This window comes from Streptomyces sp. 8N616 (assembly GCF_052246385.1).
In the GTDB taxonomy this organism is placed as follows: Bacteria; Actinomycetota; Actinomycetes; order Streptomycetales; family Streptomycetaceae; genus Streptomyces.
In genome coordinates, this window is sequence record NZ_JBQQBY010000008.1 from 43838 (window position 1) to 60016 (window position 16179).

Annotated in this window: 12 protein-coding genes and 2 pseudogenes; 8 read left to right on the top strand and 6 right to left on the bottom strand. The window is 74.1% G+C overall.

Going from position 1 to position 16179, the window contains the following annotated elements; translation table 11 throughout:
• Position 1: 1 nt before the first annotated feature.
• The gene (locus ACTWQC_RS09510; protein WP_443315151.1) at positions 2-934 is read right to left on the bottom strand and encodes an ATP-binding cassette domain-containing protein; all 933 of its coding nucleotides are present in this window, start codon (positions 932-934) and stop codon (positions 2-4) included.
• Between the two features lie 108 nt (positions 935-1042).
• Here ACTWQC_RS09510 and ACTWQC_RS09515 point away from each other — a divergent pair, with 108 nt between their 5' ends.
• The 3 genes from ACTWQC_RS09515 (at position 1043) to ACTWQC_RS09525 (ending at position 4187) form a co-directional block, all read left to right on the top strand.
• Positions 1043-2275, top strand: coding sequence for a sensor histidine kinase (locus ACTWQC_RS09515; RefSeq protein ID WP_443315152.1), 1233 nt, complete (start codon positions 1043-1045; stop codon positions 2273-2275).
• 9 nt (positions 2276-2284) lie between these two features.
• Positions 2285-2935: a response regulator gene (locus ACTWQC_RS09520; protein WP_443315153.1), complete on the top strand. Its 651-nt coding sequence runs from the start codon at positions 2285-2287 to the stop codon at positions 2933-2935.
• Positions 2936-3029: 94 nt separating this feature from the next.
• Positions 3030-4187, top strand: coding sequence for an ROK family transcriptional regulator (locus tag ACTWQC_RS09525; protein ID WP_443315154.1), 1158 nt, complete (start codon positions 3030-3032; stop codon positions 4185-4187).
• Positions 4188-4358: 171 nt separating this feature from the next.
• Here ACTWQC_RS09525 and ACTWQC_RS09530 read toward each other — a convergent pair whose 3' ends face one another.
• A complete protein-coding gene (locus tag ACTWQC_RS09530; RefSeq protein WP_443315155.1) occupies positions 4359-5123 on the bottom strand; it encodes a GntR family transcriptional regulator in 765 nt (254 codons plus the stop codon).
• Between the two features lie 273 nt (positions 5124-5396).
• Between ACTWQC_RS09530 and ACTWQC_RS09535 the strand changes: the two genes are divergently transcribed.
• On the top strand, positions 5397-6143 hold the full coding sequence (locus tag ACTWQC_RS09535) for an SDR family oxidoreductase (RefSeq protein ID WP_443315156.1): 747 nt from the start codon (positions 5397-5399) through the stop codon (positions 6141-6143).
• A gap of 20 nt (positions 6144-6163) precedes the next feature.
• On the opposite strand, the gene ACTWQC_RS09540 is transcribed toward ACTWQC_RS09535, so the two are convergent.
• Entirely contained in the window at positions 6164-7048 is an 885-nt protein-coding gene (locus tag ACTWQC_RS09540; protein WP_443315157.1) for an RNA polymerase sigma-70 factor, read from the bottom strand.
• A gap of 198 nt (positions 7049-7246) precedes the next feature.
• Between ACTWQC_RS09540 and ACTWQC_RS09545 the strand changes: the two genes are divergently transcribed.
• A complete protein-coding gene (locus ACTWQC_RS09545) occupies positions 7247-8092 on the top strand; it encodes an alpha/beta fold hydrolase (RefSeq protein WP_443315158.1) in 846 nt (281 codons plus the stop codon).
• A 185-nt stretch (positions 8093-8277) separates the two neighbouring features.
• Here ACTWQC_RS09545 and ACTWQC_RS09550 read toward each other — a convergent pair.
• Positions 8278-9154, bottom strand: a pseudogene (locus tag ACTWQC_RS09550) (DMT family transporter); the annotation flags it as partial.
• 155 nt (positions 9155-9309) lie between these two features.
• Between ACTWQC_RS09550 and pdxR the strand changes: the two are divergent.
• Positions 9310-10923 (top strand): MocR-like pyridoxine biosynthesis transcription factor PdxR, encoded by a 1614-nt coding sequence (pdxR, locus tag ACTWQC_RS09555; protein WP_443315159.1) that lies wholly within the window; start codon positions 9310-9312, stop codon positions 10921-10923.
• On the opposite strand, the gene ACTWQC_RS09560 is transcribed toward pdxR, so the two are convergent.
• Positions 10918-11253 (bottom strand): DUF6191 domain-containing protein, encoded by a 336-nt coding sequence (locus ACTWQC_RS09560; RefSeq protein WP_443315160.1) that lies wholly within the window; start codon positions 11251-11253, stop codon positions 10918-10920. The genes pdxR and ACTWQC_RS09560 overlap by 6 nt on opposite strands.
• A 361-nt stretch (positions 11254-11614) precedes the next feature.
• Here ACTWQC_RS09560 and ACTWQC_RS09565 point away from each other — a divergent pair, with 361 nt between their 5' ends.
• Both ACTWQC_RS09565 and ACTWQC_RS09570 read left to right on the top strand, forming a co-directional pair.
• Complete coding sequence (locus tag ACTWQC_RS09565; RefSeq protein WP_443315280.1) at positions 11615-13210, top strand: alkaline phosphatase D family protein; 1596 nt, start codon at positions 11615-11617, stop codon at positions 13208-13210.
• A gap of 218 nt (positions 13211-13428) precedes the next feature.
• Positions 13429-14850: pseudogene (locus tag ACTWQC_RS09570) on the top strand (GNAT family N-acetyltransferase); the annotation flags it as partial.
• On the opposite strand, the gene ACTWQC_RS09575 reads toward ACTWQC_RS09570, so the two are convergent.
• Positions 14777-16171, bottom strand: a complete 1395-nt coding sequence (locus tag ACTWQC_RS09575; RefSeq protein WP_443315161.1) for a trans-sulfuration enzyme family protein — start codon at positions 16169-16171, stop codon at positions 14777-14779. The pseudogene ACTWQC_RS09570 and the gene ACTWQC_RS09575 overlap by 74 nt on opposite strands.
• Positions 16172-16179: the final 8 nt, after the last annotated feature.

A 16179-nucleotide genomic window follows, 5' to 3' on the forward strand; every position in this document is an offset into this window, starting at 1 on the left:
GTCAGTCCTCCTCGGCGGAACCGGCGGGCGGGGTGGCGAATTCGGTGACGCCGGCGGTGAGGCTGAGATAGGCGTCCTCCAAGGTCGCCTGCTCGTCGGTGAGTTCGAGGATCGTGAGCCCTTCGTGGGCGGCGATGGCACCGATCTCCTCGGCCCGTGCCCCGTCGACCGTCAAGCGGGCGTCGGCCTTCTGGACGGCATCGAACCCCTTGCGGGCGAGTGCCGCGCGCAGGCGCTCCGGCTCAGTGGTGCGCAGTCGTACCCGGGGGCGGGCACGGGCGGCCAGGAAGGCGTCCATCGGCGTGTCGGCGAGCAGCCGTCCGCGGCCGAGGACGACCAGGTGGTCGGCCGTCATCGCCGTCTCGTTCATGAGATGGCTGGAGATGAGCACCGTACGGCCCTCCCCGGCGAGGCGTCGCAGCAACTGCCGCAGCCAGATGATGCCTTCGGGGTCGAGTCCGTTGGACGGCTCGTCGAGCATCAGCACGGGCGGGTCACCGAGCAGCGCCGCGGCGATGCCGAGCCGCTGCCGCATGCCCAGCGAGAAGGTCCGGACGCGCCGCCGGGCCACCGCAGCCAGACCGGCGTCCTCCAGGACTTCGCCGACCCGTGCTGCCGGGATGCGGTTGCTGTGGGCGAGGGCGAGCAGGTGGTCGCGGGCCGTGCGCGCCGGGTGCACAGCCGTGGCATCGAGGAGTGCGCCGACGTGCCGCAGCGGCTGCGCCAGTTCCCCGTACGGCCGGCCGCCGACGGTGGCGGTGCCGGAGGTGGGCCGGTCGAGGCCGAGAACGAGGCGCAGGGTGGTGGACTTGCCCGCCCCGTTGGGGCCGAGGAATCCGGTGACCCGGCACGGCCGGGCACCGAAGGTCAGCCCGTCGACGGCGCGGGTGGGCCCGTACTCCTTGGTCAGTTCGTGGACGTCGATCGTGGTCATGGCCCCACACTGCCGACCGCCCGGACGCCGGCTCCTCCCCTGCCCGGGGGTTCCGCCTCCCCCGCGCGGGGGACGTGAGGCCCCGGGGCCGCTGGGAGGATGGGGCCCATGCCCGGCTTCCTGCGCCCCCTGGCCCGCACCGTCACCTACACCCGCTGGCTGCATGTGCTGATCAGCGCCGTCTTCCCGGTGACGGTGTGGATGGTGTACCCGGGGGTGGAGGTCGCGAGTCCCGCCGGGGCCCTGCTGATGCTGGTGTTGCCCCTGCCGCTGCTGGCCGTGGCGGCCGTGGTGCCTGCCGTGCGGCTGGCCGAAGGAGTGCAGGCGCGGCTCCTGCTCAGTTCCGGTGCGCACGCCGGCCACCGGCACGGCGACCCGGACTCGGAGATCGCCGTCGCTCCTTCGGCGACCTGGGCCGACCGGTGGCGTACGGCGCTGTGGCTGGTGCTGCGGCTCGGAACCGGCCTCCCGGTGGCGTTCCTGAGCGTGCATCTGCCCCTGCAGTCGGTCGCGTTCACCGAAGGGGCGACCGGCGGGGTCCCCGACGACGACGCGGTGCTGCCCGTCGCCGGCCACCACTGGTGGTACGCGCTGCTCGCCCTGCTGCCCCTCGTCGTCCTCGCGGCCGTCGTCGTGGGCACGGGCGCGCTGATGGCCGCCGCGGCGCGCCGGCTGCTCGGCCGTTCGCCCGCCGAGCGCCTGGCCGCGCTGGAGGAGCGCACGGATCGGCTGCTGGAGCACAACCGGCTGGCGCGCGAGCTGCACGACTCCATCGGCCACGCGCTGACCGTGGCGGTGGTGCAGGCGGGCGCGGCGCGGGCCGCGGGCTCTGCGGAGTTCACGGATCGCGCCCTGGCGGCCATCGAGGACACCGGTCGACACGCATTGGAGGATCTGGAGCGGGTGCTGCGGCTCCTGCGCGACGACCCGGTCCGGAAGCCGGCCGAGCGGCCGACGCTCGCCGACGCCGGGCGGCTGGTGGAGTCCGCGAGGGCGTCGGGGGCGGCGGTCACGGCAGACGTGACGGGCCCGGTGGCGGGAGTGCCGGGCCCCGTCTCCCGCGAGGGGTACCGCATCGTGCAGGAGGCCCTGACCAACGCCCTCCGGCACGCCGGGCCTTCGGTCCGGGTCGCGCTGCGGATCGCCGTGTCCGAGCGGCTGGTGGAGCTCGACGTCCGCAACCCGCTGGACGCGGGCCGGGTCGCGCAGCCGAACTGCGGGCGCGGACTGCGCGGCATCCGGGAGCGCGCCGTGCTGCTCGGAGGCGAGGCCGAGACAGGGCCGTACGACGGCGACTGGCGGGTGCGGGCCAGCCTGCCGCTCGACCGGGCCGCGCCCTAGGCTGAGCCGATGCCCGTATCCGTCCTGCTCGTCGACGACGAACCGCTCGTACGGGCCGGCCTGCGCGCCATCCTCGAGGCGCAGCCCGATATCGAGGTCACCGGCGAGGCGGGCGACGGGGCCGCGGTAGTGCCGCTGGTGCGGAGCCTGCGACCGGACGTGGTCGCGATGGACGTGCGGATGCCGCTGCTCGACGGCATCGAGGCGACCCGCGCCGTCCTGCGCTCGGTGCCGGAGCCGCCGAAGATCCTCGTCGTCACGACCTTCGAGAACGACGAGTACGTCTACGACGCGCTGCGGGCGGGCGCGGACGGGTTCCTGCTCAAGCGCGCGCACCCGTCGGAGATCGTGCACGCCGTACGACTGGTGGCAGCCGGGGAATCTCTCCTCTTCCCCGCCGTGCTCCGATCGCTGGCGGCGTCGTACGGCAACCCGCGCGCCCGCGCGGCGATGGTTCGGGCGGCCCTGACCGAGCGGGAGGCCGAGGTGCTGCGGCTCATGACCCGCGGCCTGTCCAACGCCGAGATCGCCGCGGAGTTGGTGCTCGGCGCCGAGACGGTGAAGTCGCATGTCAGCGCGGTGCTGGCGAAGCTGGGAGCACGCGACCGCACACAGGCGGTGATCGCCGCGTACGAGTCGGGGTTCGTCGAGCCCGGATAGCGTTCCGGGTTCCTTACGAGAGGCGCACGACGCTCGCCGCGTCGCAGCTCAGCGGCTACGATCCGGCTCACACGCACTGGTAGGGAGGCCGGGTTTGGCGCGGCTCACCGGCGGGGACCCATCCCTGCTGCGACGGATCAACTCGGCGGTGGTGCTGTACGCGCTCCGGGACGGCGGAGCTGCGACCCTGACCCATCTCGTCCAGGACACGGGGCTGTCGCGGCCGACCGTCGAAGGCGTCGTCGAGGGGCTGATCGAGACCGGCCTGGTGCGAGAGGCGCCCGCCGAGGAGGGCGGGACGCGCCGTCAGGGCCGCCCCGCCCGCCACTTCCGCTTCCACGCCGAGGCCGGGCATCTGCTGGGTGTCGAGATCGGCCCGCACCGGGTCGCGGCGCTGCTCTCCGACCTCAGCGGGAACCTGGCGGGGTCCGCGGTGCGCGAGGTGCCCGAGAAGGCGTCCGCGGAGGAGCGGCTCGAACGGGTCCGCGCGGCGGTCGCCGACCTGCTGCGCCGCACAGGCGTGGCGCGCAGCTCGCTGCGCGCCGTCGGCGTGGGTACGCCGGGCATCGTCGAGGCGGACGGGACCGTACGCCTGTGCACGGCGCTGCCCGGGTGGACCGGGCTGCAGCTCGGCGAGCGGCTGCGGCGGTCCTTCCGCTGCCCGGTGCTCGTGGAGAACGACGCGAACGCGGCGGTGGTCGCCGAGCATTGGAAGGGCGCGGGCGCGGGCTCCGATGACATCGTTTTCGTGCTGGCCGGGCTGAGCCCGGGCGCGGGCTCGCTCATCGGCGGGCGGCTGCACCGCGGGTACGGCGGGGCGGCCGGGGAGATCGGCGCGCTGCACCTGCTGGGGCGGGAGGCCACACCGGAGCAGGTGCTGTCGACGACCGGCGAGCCGCTGCCGCCGCTCGACGAGGCGGCGGTGGCACGGGTGTTCGCGCAGGCGTGGGAAGGGGACGAGCGGGCGCAGCAGGCCGTGGAGCGGTTCATCCGGCGGCTGGTGCACGATGTGGCGGCGCTGGTGCTGGCCATGGACCCCGAGCTGGTCGTGGTGGGCGGCTGGGCCGCGGGCCTCGACGGCGTCCTGGACCCGCTGCGGGTCGAACTGGCCCGCTACTGCCTGCGGCCGCCGCGGGTCGAGCTGTCGATGCTGGGCGAGGCGGCCGTGGCCACGGGGGCCCTGCGGCTGGCCCTGGATCATGTGGAGGAACAACTCTTCGCCGTCGAGGGCACGGTCACCGCTCGGCGCTGAGACCCGAGATGAGACCTGAGACGAGGCCTGGGGCTACGCCTGAGCCAACCGAGCGGTGCGGCTGAACGGCCGCTGCGCGGCGGGAACTTGCGACCTGCCCGCCCGGAATCACTTCCGGACGGGCAGGTGGGAGACTCTGCGCCGAGGGCGTGAGCGCGCGGCCCGGACGGCTCAGGACGCGCGGCGCTGCTCGCCGGTGTGTGTGATCTGGACCGAGCCGGTCTCGCCGAAGGTGAGGCGGCAGGTGTCCGCCCGGTACGTGGCGACGGCGACCGCGACCGTGCGGCCCTGCGTGAAGTACCGCGTCGTGAGCACCAGCACCGGCGCGCCCGGCAGCCGGTCGAGCTGCCTGGCGTCGTCGGCGCGCGCGGAACCGAGTTCGACGGCGCGGTCCTGGCCCTCCAGCTCCAGCCGCTGCAGCTCGCGCAGCACGGCCCGCGCCCGCGCAGCACCGGCGAGCCGGTCGATGGCCGCGAGGCCGGGCACGGATCCGGCCGGTACATACAGCAGCTCCGCGGCGACCGGCTGGCCGTGCGTCCTGCGCGTACGCCGCACCGTGTGGACCTGCTCCTCCGGGTCGGTGCCGAGGAACCGGGCGACCGCGGCCGGAGGAACGGTCTCCTCGCAGTCGACGGGCTGCCAGGCATCGCCGCCCGAACCGGGCCAGCCGTGCTGCTCGGGGCCGACGGCCACGCCCACCCGGGGCGGGGCGACCGTGGTGCCGACGCCGCGGCGGCGCTGCAGCCTGCCTTCGAGTTCGAGCTGCTCGAGCGCCTGCCGCAAGGTGGCACGCGCGACGCCGAACCGGGCTGCGAGTTCACGCTCGTTGGGCAGGATCTCGCCCACCTCGAACTCGGAGTCCAGCGCGTCACTGAGCACGGTCTTCAGGTGCCAGTACTTCGGCTCCGGCACCGATTCGAGCTGCGTAGTCCCCACCCTGTCCTCCGCAATCTCCGTGTCCCTGGGATCCCCCGCACCGAAGGCCGGGGTAGAGGTTTTATCGCCCTTGTTTATTAAAGGTTCTTGCACTATCTCTGCGACCATAGGGCGGCTCTCATCCTTGGTCAATACCAATCCTCGATCGGCTGCCCGCCTCCCGCAGCCGTGCGACAGAGCATTCACACGGCGTTCGTGCAGCCCCGGCCGGATGGCCGGGAAGTGGCGCGATGTAGCGTCGATGATCGCCGGCGGAACGGGAGGCGACGGGCAATGGACCAGGTCACGGTGGTCACCGGCGGCGGTCGCGGGATCGGGGCGGCGGTCGCCGTACGGATGGCCCGCGCCGGACACCGGATCGGCATCGGCTACGAGCGCGCCCGCGACGCCGCAGAGGAGACGGCCGCGGCCGTGCGGGACGCGGGCTCCGCGTGCGTGGTCGTCCAGGCGGACACCAGCGTCGAGGAGCAGGCCGACGCCCTGTTCGACGCCGTGCGGCAGGAGTTGGGACCGGTTACCGGGCTGGTCAACAACGCCGGGATCACCGGCCCGCTGGGCCGCTTCGCGGACACCCCGCCCGACGTGATGCGCCGCGTGGTGAACGTGAACGTCACGGGCGCCCTGCTCTGCGCGCGCCGGGCCGTACGGGAGATGTCGACCCGGTACGGCGGCCGCGGCGGGGCCATCGTCAACATCTCCTCGGGCGCGGCCACGCTCGGCAGCCCCGGCGAGTACGTGCACTACGCCGCGAGCAAGGCGGCCGTGGACGCGCTGACCGTCGGCCTGGCCAAGGAGCTGGGCGCCGAGGGAATCCGGGTGAACTCCGTGCAGCCCGGCATGATCCTCACCGATATCCACGCCTCGATGGGCGACCCGGAACGGCCCTGGCGCAACCCGGAGCGCGTGCCGATGCGCCGTCCCGGCGAGCCGGACGAGGTCGCGGCCGCGGTGGCATGGCTGCTGTCCCCCGAGGCCTCGTACACCACGGGGGCGGTGCTGCGGGTCGCGGGCGGCCTCTAGGCCGTGGTCCCGGGAGCCGCTCAAGGCGCGACGGCGCCGAGCTTGTCGGGGTTCCGGACGATGTAGACACAGGCGATCCGGCCGTCCTCGGTCATGTCGAGCGACATGACGCTGTCCGGCTTCCCGCCGGAGAGCACGAGCAGGGACGGTACGCCGTTGATCTCCCGGAAGAGGAACTCCATGTCCGGGATGGGCTGCTGGGCCACCGCGAAGAGGAAGCGGCCGACCTTGTCCGCGGTCTCGAGGACCCGCAGCGGGGCCTTCGCCTTGCCGCCGCTGTCCCCGACCAGGCGGGCGTCGGGGGCGAGCAGCGCCAGCAGGTCGTCGAGGTCTCCGCCGGTCGCGGCGGAGAGGAACCGCTCGGTCAGGTCGCGCTGCTCCGCCGGGTCGACCGGGAACCGGGGTTTGCGCTCCTCCACATGCCGGCGGGCCCGGCCCGCGAGCTGCCGTACGGCGGGCTCGCCGCGCTCGAGGATCGCGGCGATCTCCGCGTACGGGAAGCCGAACGCCTCGCGCAGCACGAAGACCGCGCGCTCCAGTGGCGACAGCGACTCCAGGACGACGAGCACGGCGAGCGACACGGACTCGGCGAGCACCGCCCGCTCGGCGGCGTCCGGGACCGTGCCCGCGAAGTCGGTGACGACCGGCTCGGGCAGCCACGGACCGACGTAGGACTCGCGCCGGGACTGGGCCTGGCGCAGCCGGTCGAGGGCGAGCCGGGTGGTGGTCCGTACGAGGTAGGCGCGCGGCTCGCGCACGGTCTCGCGGTCCGCGCGCGACCAGCGCAGCCAGGCCTCCTGGACGACGTCCTCGGCGTCGGCGACGCGGCCGAGCATGCGGTACGCGACGCCGGTCAGGACGGGCCGGTGCTCCTCGAAGACGTCGGTCGCGGTATCGGTGCCCACGCGCTCATCCCACCCGACGGGCGGGTCCCGTGTCCAGGCGGCGGGCGCGCCGTGGCCGTTTCGACCGGATCCTGCGGACGGGGGCGGACGCCCTCTTGAACTCCGGGCTACCGAAGGGTAATTATTGCTGACACCCTGTCTACCTCAGCCTGCCGGCTGTCCCCCGGCGTCGTCCCGCGACGGTCAGGAGCGCACCCCATGCCCGCGACGGTCTCCTTCACGATCGACTCCCCGTCCGGCAGGCATCCGGTCACCGTCGCGCACGAACGCCTGGGCTCGGGCGAGCCCCTGCTGCTCCTGCACGGCATCGGCCACCACCGCCAGGCGTGGGACCCGGTGCTGCACGTCCTCGCCACGGAGCGCGAGGTCGTCGCCGTCGACCTGCCGGGTTTCGGGGAGTCTCCGGCACTGCCGGACGGCGTGCCGCACGACCTGGAGACGGTGGTCCCGGCGCTCGGCGCCCTGTGCGAGGCGCTGGAGCTCGACCGGCCGCATGCCGCGGGGAACTCGCTGGGCGGACTGCTCGCGCTCGACATGGGCCGCGAGAAGCTCGTACGGTCCGTGACCGCGCTCTCCCCCGCCGGGTTCTGGACGCAGGCCGAGCGCCGCTACGCCTTCGGCGTGCTCCGCGGCATGCGGACCGGGGCCCGGCTGCTGCCGCCGCCCGTGGTGGAGCGGCTGTCCCGGACGACGGCCGGGCGCGCGGTGCTGGTGAGCTCCATCTACGCGCGGCCGGGGCGGCGTTCACCGGAGGCCGCTGCCGCCGAGACCCGGGCCCTGCGGGAGGCCACCGGCTTCCACTCCACGCTCTCCGCGGGGCGTGACGTGCTGTTCACCCACGACGTGCCCGGGGTGCCGGTCACCATCGCCTGGGGCACACGCGACCGCCTCCTGCTCTCTCGCCAGGGCGTCCGCGCCAAGGACGCGATCCCCGGCTCCCGACTCGTACGGCTCCCCGGGTGCGGTCACGTCCCCATGAGCGACGACCCGGCGCTCGTGGCGCGGGTGATCCTCGACGGCAGTCGTCCGCCGATGGGGAGTTGAGGGCCCGGGGCGCGGTGTTCCAGGGAAGCGCCCGGAGGCCTGGGCGCCCGTGGCCCCTGAGCCCGGCGCCCCTGAGCCCGGCGCCCTTGGGCCCGGCGCCCTTGGGCCCGGCGCTGCCGAATCCGGAGCCTTGGAGCCCGGCGCCCTCGAACCCGGCCGCCCTGAGCCCGGCGCTTTCGAGCCTTGCGCCCCTGAGCCCAACACCCCCGAGCCCAGCGCGACGCCCGCGCCGACCAGCAGGCTGCCGGCCGCCTGCGCCACGCCGTACGCACCCGTGCCGACGGCCGGTGCGGTCAGCGCGGCGGACACCGGGATGAGGCCGGAGAAGAGGGTGGCGCGCTCGGCCCCGATCCGCTGGACGCCGTTGTACCAGCACACGAAGCCGACGACGGTGACGACGGCGGCCTGCCACAGCAGCGCCACCGCCTCCGCCGGGTCCGGCACCCGCAGCACCGCTCCCCCGTCGAGCAGCAGGCCGAGCGCCGCGGACTCCAGAGCCGCGATGGCGCAGGCCACAGCCGAGAGCAGCTTGGGGCCAAGCGGCCGCAGCACCGGCACGGCGAGCAGCGCGAAGCAGACCTCACCGGCGAGCGCGCCGAGCGACCAGGCGAGCCCTGCCGCGTCCGTGCGCCCCCAGCCCTGGACCGTGAACGCGCCCGCCGCGACCAGCAGCGCGCCGTAGAGGACGGGGCGGGCGGGCCTGCGGCCGTCCGCGGCCGGGGCGATCACCGCGACCAGTACGGGGGCGCAGCCGACGAAGACACCCGGTACCGCCGGTTCCGCGGTCCGCTCGGCGGCCAGCACCGCCAGATTGAAGCCGGTCATGCCCGTGGCGGCGAGCAGCGCCATGCGCATCCACTGACGGGCCGTCAGCGAGCGCAGCGGCGCCGTGCCACCGCGGCCGAGCAGGGGGAGGAGGAGCAGGGCGGCCAGCCCGTAGCGGAGGGCCTGCCCGCCGGCGTGCGGGTAGTTGCCGAGCACGCTGTTGGCGGTGAAGGACCCGCCGACGAGGACGCAGGCGAAGGCGGCGAGGAGCGCCCCGCGCCGGTGTGCGGTGTTCATGAGGTCCACCTCGCGGGGCGTCGGGAACGGGCCGGTACGGCCACCGGCGCTGCGCGCCCGCGGGCCTGTCCACCGGCTGCCCCCTCCCCCGCCCAGAGGCAGCCGGACGCCCCCGACGCTAGGCACGGAACCGGACCGCCTTAAGGTCCAATCCGATGAGTGATTCAGGGACCACTTCGGCTTCGGGCGTAGGCGGGGGCGACGGTGCCGCGCGGACCGACGAACGGACCGACGCGCAGGCCGACGCGCAGGCCGACGCGCAGGCCGCCACGCGGGCCGCCACGCGGGCCGCCGCATGGACCGCCGCATGGGAGTTGCTGCTGCCGACCGCGTCGGCGCCGCCGCGGCAGCGCGGCCGGCTGCTGCAGTCGGCGCTGCGCCAAGCGGTGCGCTCAGGTCGGCTGGCCCCCGGGACGCGGCTGCCCTCGAGCCGCGAGCTGGCCGCGGACCTCGGGGTGTCGCGTGGACTGGTCACGGACGCGTACGAGCAGTTGACGGCCGAGGGCTATCTGGACTGCCGGCGAGGAGCGGGCACTTGGGTCGGGCAAGTCGGACAGGCAGCGCGGTCCGCCGCCCGGCGGGCACCTGAAGGCGGCACGGCGCACGTACGGCCGGTCGCCGACTTCCGGCCCGGCACCCCCGACCTGGCGCTCTTCCCGCGCGCCGGCTGGTCGGCCGCGCACCGGAGGGTCCTGGCCCGGCTGCCGCACAGCGGGCTCGGCTACCCCGATCCGCGCGGCCTGCCGGAGCTGCGCCGGGCGCTCGCCGACCTGCTCGCCCGCCGCCGGGGCGTGGTGGCGGACCCGGACCGGATCGTCGTCTGCTCGGGCGTGGCCCAGGCGATGACCCTGCTCGGGCTCGTGCTCCGCGGGCGCGGACAGCGGGCGGTCGGGATCGAGGACCCGGGTAGTCCGGAGCACGGCGCGCTGTTCGCCGCGACGGACGTCGAGACGGTGCCGGTGCCGCTGAGCGCGGACGGCCTGGACACGAAGGTGCTCGCCGCGTCGGGCGTACGAGCGGTGGTGACCACGCCGTCGCACCAGTTCCCGTCCGGGATCGCGTACTCCGCGCACTGCCGCGCCCGGCTGCTGGCGTGGGCTCGCGAGGTGGACGGCTTGGTGGTGGAGGACGACTACGACGGGGACTTCCGCTACGACCGGGCGCCGGTGGGGGCGCTCCAGGGTCTCGACCCGGACCGGGTCGCGTACACCGGCTCGGTCAGCAAGTCCCTCGCGCCAGGCCTGCGGCTCGGGTGGGCGGTCGTGCCGGACCGGCTGCTCGGTGAACTGGTCGCCCGGAAGCGGACCATGGACCTCGGCAATCCCGCCCTGGACCAGGCGGTCCTGGCCGATTTCGTTGTCCGCGGCGACTACGACCGGCAGCTTCGCCGCTGCCAGCGCGCGTATCGCGAGCGGCGGGATGCCCTGGTGGCGGCCCTGGCCGCGCACTTCCCCGGCGCGGAGGTGACCGGGATCGCCGCAGGCCTGCACGCGATCGTCCGCCTCCCGGCCCGCTACGGGCCCGAGGCGCGCTTCGTGTCGCGCGCGGCCGCGGCGGGAGTGGCGCTTCGGCCGCTGTCCGAGTACGGCACGCTGCCGATGGGGGGCGGGGCGGCGGACGGCGGGTGGGGCAATGACCGGGCGGTGGACGACGGGCGGGACAGATCGGTGGACGACGAGCCGGTGCGGCTGGTACTCGGCTACGCGCAGCTGCCTCCGGCGGAGATCGCCCGGGCCGTGCGCCTGCTGGGATCGGCGGTCAGATCATGACTGCCTCCCATCCCGCCGCCGGACCACCGCCCGCCCCGCGTCCAGGTCGACGCCCACGTGCGGCGGAGCACCGTCCTGGACATCGCTCCGCGCGATCTGCTCCACATGGCGCTGCTCCAGCTGTACACGTTTATTGGCATTCAGGAACGCGTGCAGCTCCTCAATTGCGGTGGCTCCCAGGCCCACCCCGGTGCGGGGCCTGCGTGCGGCTAAGCGGCGGCGCAACCACTCCGGACGGCCCCGTCGCAGCACCACGTGCCGGGCCGAGGCCAGCATGAAGGGCACCATCACCAACAGGCATATGGACAGCAGGCTCATCGTCATCACCATGCCAGCTCAACGTCCCGGCGCCGGTGCGCCGTTCCCGGCTGTGGGAAGCCAGCGAGCTGTCGTCGCCGGGGTCAACGTGCGCGCGCGTGCACGCGCGGCGTGGGTCTCCGTCAACACACCCGTACGACAAGGGACCCAGCCTCCCTGACTGGTAGATGCGACCCGTACCGTCCTGTCGTACGGGACAGCCGGAGGCGCGACTTGGCCTAAGGGCACCGAGTCAGCAATCTCGGTCCTTTAAGGCCGAGAAGTTGGCTGTGCGTTCTGGTGCCTGACATCTGGCACCGGTAGCAACGGGACGGCGCCGCGGACAGCCGGGGCGGCCGGGGCAGGACTTGGTGTGAGCAACGGGAGGTACCAGATGGGGCAGGGATCGCAAGGATCCGGGAGAGGCGTCGGGCGGCGGTCGCTTCTCCGGGGCGGGGCCGTGGCGTCGGCGGGCCTCGTGCTGCCGTCGTCGCTCTCGCTGACCGGGGCGGCGCCCGCGCAGGCCCTGTCGGGACGGCCCGAGGCCCGCTGGGGCGTGCAGGTCGGCGATGTGACCGCCTCGTCGGGCCTGGTGTGGGTGCGGTCCGACCGTCCGGCCCAAGTGATCGTCGAGACGTCGGCCACCGAGTCGTTCCGCAACGCACAGCGCCAGTACGGCCCCGTGGTCGGCCCGGGCACGGACTTCACGGGAACGGCTCCGCTGCGCGGGCTGCCGCCGGGTGAGCAGATCCACTACCGCGTGCTGCTCGCCGACCCCGACGACCCGCGGCGTACGGGCGAGCCGGTGTACGGGACGTTCCGCACGGCGCCGGTGCGGCGGCGCGAGGGCGTACGGTTCGTGTGGTCGGGCGACCTCGCAGGGCAGGGCTGGGGCATCAACCCGGAGCACGGCGGCTACCGCATCTTCGAGGAGATGCGGCGCAGGAATCCGGACTTCTTCCTCTTCAGCGGGGACACCGTCTACGCTGACGGGCCGCTGACGGGGAGCGTGACGCTGCCGGACGGGCGCGTGTGGCGGAACGTCACCACCGAGGAGAAGGCGAAGGTCGCCCAGACCCTGGCCGAGTACCGCGGGAACTTCCGCTACAACCTGCTGGACGAGAACCTGCGGCGCTTCAACGCCCAGGTGCCGTCGATCGTGCAGTGGGACGACCACGAGGTCGTCAACAACTGGTACCCCGGCGAGATCCTGGACGACGCCCGGTACACGGAGAAGTCGGTGGACGTCCTGGCGGGGCGGGCGCGGCAGGCGTTCTCGGAGTACTTCCCGATCCCGACGCTGCGGCCCGGCCGGACGGAGGGGCGGGTGCACCGGGTGGTCCGGCACGGTCCGCTGCTGGACGTCTTCGTGCTGGACATGCGGACGTACCGGAACCGGAACTCGCCGAACCGGCAGCCGGAGGACACGCAGGGCATCCTCGGGCGCGAGCAGCTGGAGTGGCTCAAGCGCGAGCTGGGCCGGTCGCGGGCGGCGTGGAAGGTGATCGCCTCGGACATGCCGCTGGGGCTCGTGGTGCCGGACGGCGCCACGGACTTCGAGGCGGTCGCGAACGCCGACCCGGGCGGGCCCCTCGGCCGCGAGCTGCAGATCGCGGAGCTGCTGCGGTACATCAAGCACAGCCGGATCACGGGCACGGTATGGCTGACGGCGGACGTGCACTACACGTCGGCGCAGCACTACGACCCGTCGCGGGCGGCGTTCACGGACTTCGCGCCGTTCTGGGAGTTCGTGTCCGGGCCGCTGAACGCGGGTTCGTTCCCGGCGAACGCGCTGGACGGGACGTTCGGTCCGGACCGGGTTTTCGTGAAGGCCCCGGCGAGGGCGAACGTCTCGCCCGCCGAGGGTTACCAGTTCTACGGCGAGGTGGACATCGACGGGCACAATGGGGAACTGACGGTGCGGCTGCGCGAGGACGGCGGCGCGGTGCTGTTCACGAAGGTCCTCGAGCCGGGGCGGGTCGGGCAGTGAGCCGCTGACCATGGTGGGGCGGTAGCCCGGTTGACGGTCAGTGCCGGGGCCTACCGTCCTTTCCATGACGCGCTCCGTGCCCGCCGGGGCTCGAGGCCTCGCCCGTCACGGCCGCTCATAAATGACCAAAACCGGGCCTTAGGTGACCAGAACCACCCTTAACCCGTCGGTCACAAAGCGTTCGTGATCACGCAACACCCTTCAGGCAGGGTGATCCCATGACTGATGTGACATCTGCGAAGAGCTCCCGCCGCCCGCACCACTGGCGGCGGGATCTCATTGAACTCGCCGCCCTCTTCACGGCCGTCGCGGTCGCGGACGCCGTCGCGAACATGATCGTGCACGGCCCCCACGGACCCATACTGCTGATCACCTCCGCCGTCGCCATGATCGCCACGGCGGGCTTCCACACATGGTGGGCACGACGCCACGGCCACGCCCCGCCGCTGGGCCATACGCCCGATACCGGCGATACCGGCCACGGCGTCGCCGCCGCGTCCGCGCCGGCCCCCGCCACCGCGGCGGGCCCGGATGCGGGCGGTACGACGCTGTGGCGCCTCCGGACCACCGTACGGGACGTGCCCGGCAGCCTCGCCGTGCTGTGCACCGCCCTCGCCCGCCGCCGCGTGGACATCCTGACCCTCCAGACGCACCCGCTGTCCGACGGCACGGTGGACGAGTTCCTGCTGCGCGCCCCGGAAGACCTGGCTCCTGCCCAGCTGACGCGCGAGATCGCCGCGGTCGGCGGCCGCGGCACCTGGATCGAGCGCGCCGACGCCCACGACCTGGTCGACGCCCCGACCCGGGTGCTGAACCTCGCGACGCGCACCGCCCTGGATGCGGCCGAACTTCCCCTGGCACTACGGCAGTTGCTCGGCCGCTGCACGATCCACTCGCTGCCCGCGCAGTCCCTCAGCGGGCAGCCGCTCGCCGAGCCGGTCCCCGAGGAGGGCGTCCTGGAGGACACCGTGCTGCGGCTGCCCGACCCCTCAGGCGGGGTCATCACGGTCGAGCGGCCGTATCTGCCCTTCACGCCCACCGAGTTCGCCCGCGCCCGCGCCCTCGTCGAGCTGGACGCGCGGCTCGGCCCGCGCGTGCCCAGCAGCCGGGACGTGCTGACGCTGCCGGAGGGCAACGAGATCACCGTGCGGCGGGCGGACACCGACGACCTGGCCGCCGCCCGCGACATGCAGGCGCGCTGCTCCGCCCGGACGCTGTCGATGCGCTACCACGGCCCGGTCCGCGACGCCGACCGCTACCTCGCCCACCTGCTCAGCCCCCGCTACGGCCGCACGCTCGCCGTGCAGACCCCGTCAGGACGGCTCGTCGCCCTCGGCCATCTGCTCTGGGACGGCGACGAGACCGAGGTCGCGCTGATCGTCGAGGACGACTGGCAGCGGCGCGGGGTCGGCGCCGAGCTGCTGCGCCGACTGGTCGCGCTGGCCGTCGAAGCGGGCTGCGACAGCGTGTACGCCGTCACGCAGTCGTCGAACACCGGGATGGTCGCCGCCATGCGCGGCCTCGGCCTGCCGCTCGACTACCAGATCGAGGAGGGCACGCTCGTCATCACCGCCCGGCTGGCCGCGACACCCGTCGTGACCCCCGGTCCGCACGGCCCGCACGGCCCGCAGGAGCCGGCCCCGGGGCAGGAGGAGTCGCACGGGCCGGCGTACCAGCCGTCGGCCGAGCGCTGACCGGGACGCCCAGGCCCACGACCGGGCTGTCGGCCACGGCACCGCGGGAAGCGCGCGGATCGCCGAGCGCGCGGTCGAGGTCCCGCCACAGGTCCTCGGCGTCCTCGAGCCCCACCGACATCCGCAACAGCCGGTCGCTCACCCCGGCGGAGCGGCGGTCGCCCTCGTCCACGATGCGGTGGCTGATGGACGCCGGGTGCTGGATGAGCGTGTCGACGCTGCCGAGGCTGACCGCCGGGGTGATCAACCGCACCCCGGCGATCACCTCGTGCGGGTCCCCGTACACCTCGAAGGCCACCATCGCCCCGCCGAGCTTCGGGTAGTGGACGCGGGCGACCCGCGGATCGGCCGCCAGCCGCTCCGCGAGCCGCGCCGCAGACGCCGAGGCGGCCCGTACGCGTACGGGGAGGGTGGCGAGCCCGCGGAGCAGCAGATAGCCGGCGAGCGGGTGGAGCACCCCACCGGTAGCGAACCGCACCTGTCGCAGCTTCCGGGCGAACTCCTCGTCGCAGGCGACGACTCCGCCGAGCACGTCGCCGTGCCCGCCGAGGTACTTCGTCGCGCTGTGCAGCACGATCCGCGCGCCCTGCTCGGCGGGGCGCTGGAGGACGGGCGTGGCGAAGGTGTTGTCGACCAGCAGCGGCACTCCCTCCTCGCCCCCCATCGGGGAGGAGGGGCCCACACCGCACGCGTGGGCGACGGCCCGCAGGTCGACCTCGGCGAGCGTGGGGTTCGCCGGTGACTCCACCATGACCAGGCCGGTGTCGGGCCGGATGGCGTCGGCGACGCTCCCCCTGACTTCATCGGGGGTACCCCCAGCCGGGTCCACCCAGGTGACCTCGCTGCCGAGCAGGCCCGCGGTGAGCAGGTGGTCGCTGCAGCCGTAGAGCGGGCGGACGGCGACGACGTGGCGCAGCCCCACGCTCGTCCTGGCCAGCAGGCAGGCCGTGAGGGCGGCCATGCCGCTGGCGAAGGCGACCGCGCTTTCGGTGCCTTCGAGACGGGCCAGTGCGGTCTCGAAGCGGGCGGTGGTCGGGTTGTCGAGCCGGGCGTAGACCGGCGGTCCGTCGAGTTGCGCGCCGGTGGCGGCGAAGGCGTCGAGCCGGGCGGCCTCGGCCCGGCTGTCGTACGACGGATAGGTGGTCGACAGGTCCAGGGGCGGGGCGTGCAGGCCCAGTTCGGCGAGGTCCTCGCGGCCGGCGTGCACGGCTTCGGTGGCGAGCGAGCGGGATGGCGTCGCCGCGGTTGTCGTCGCTGTCGTGTCCATGGTCCGAT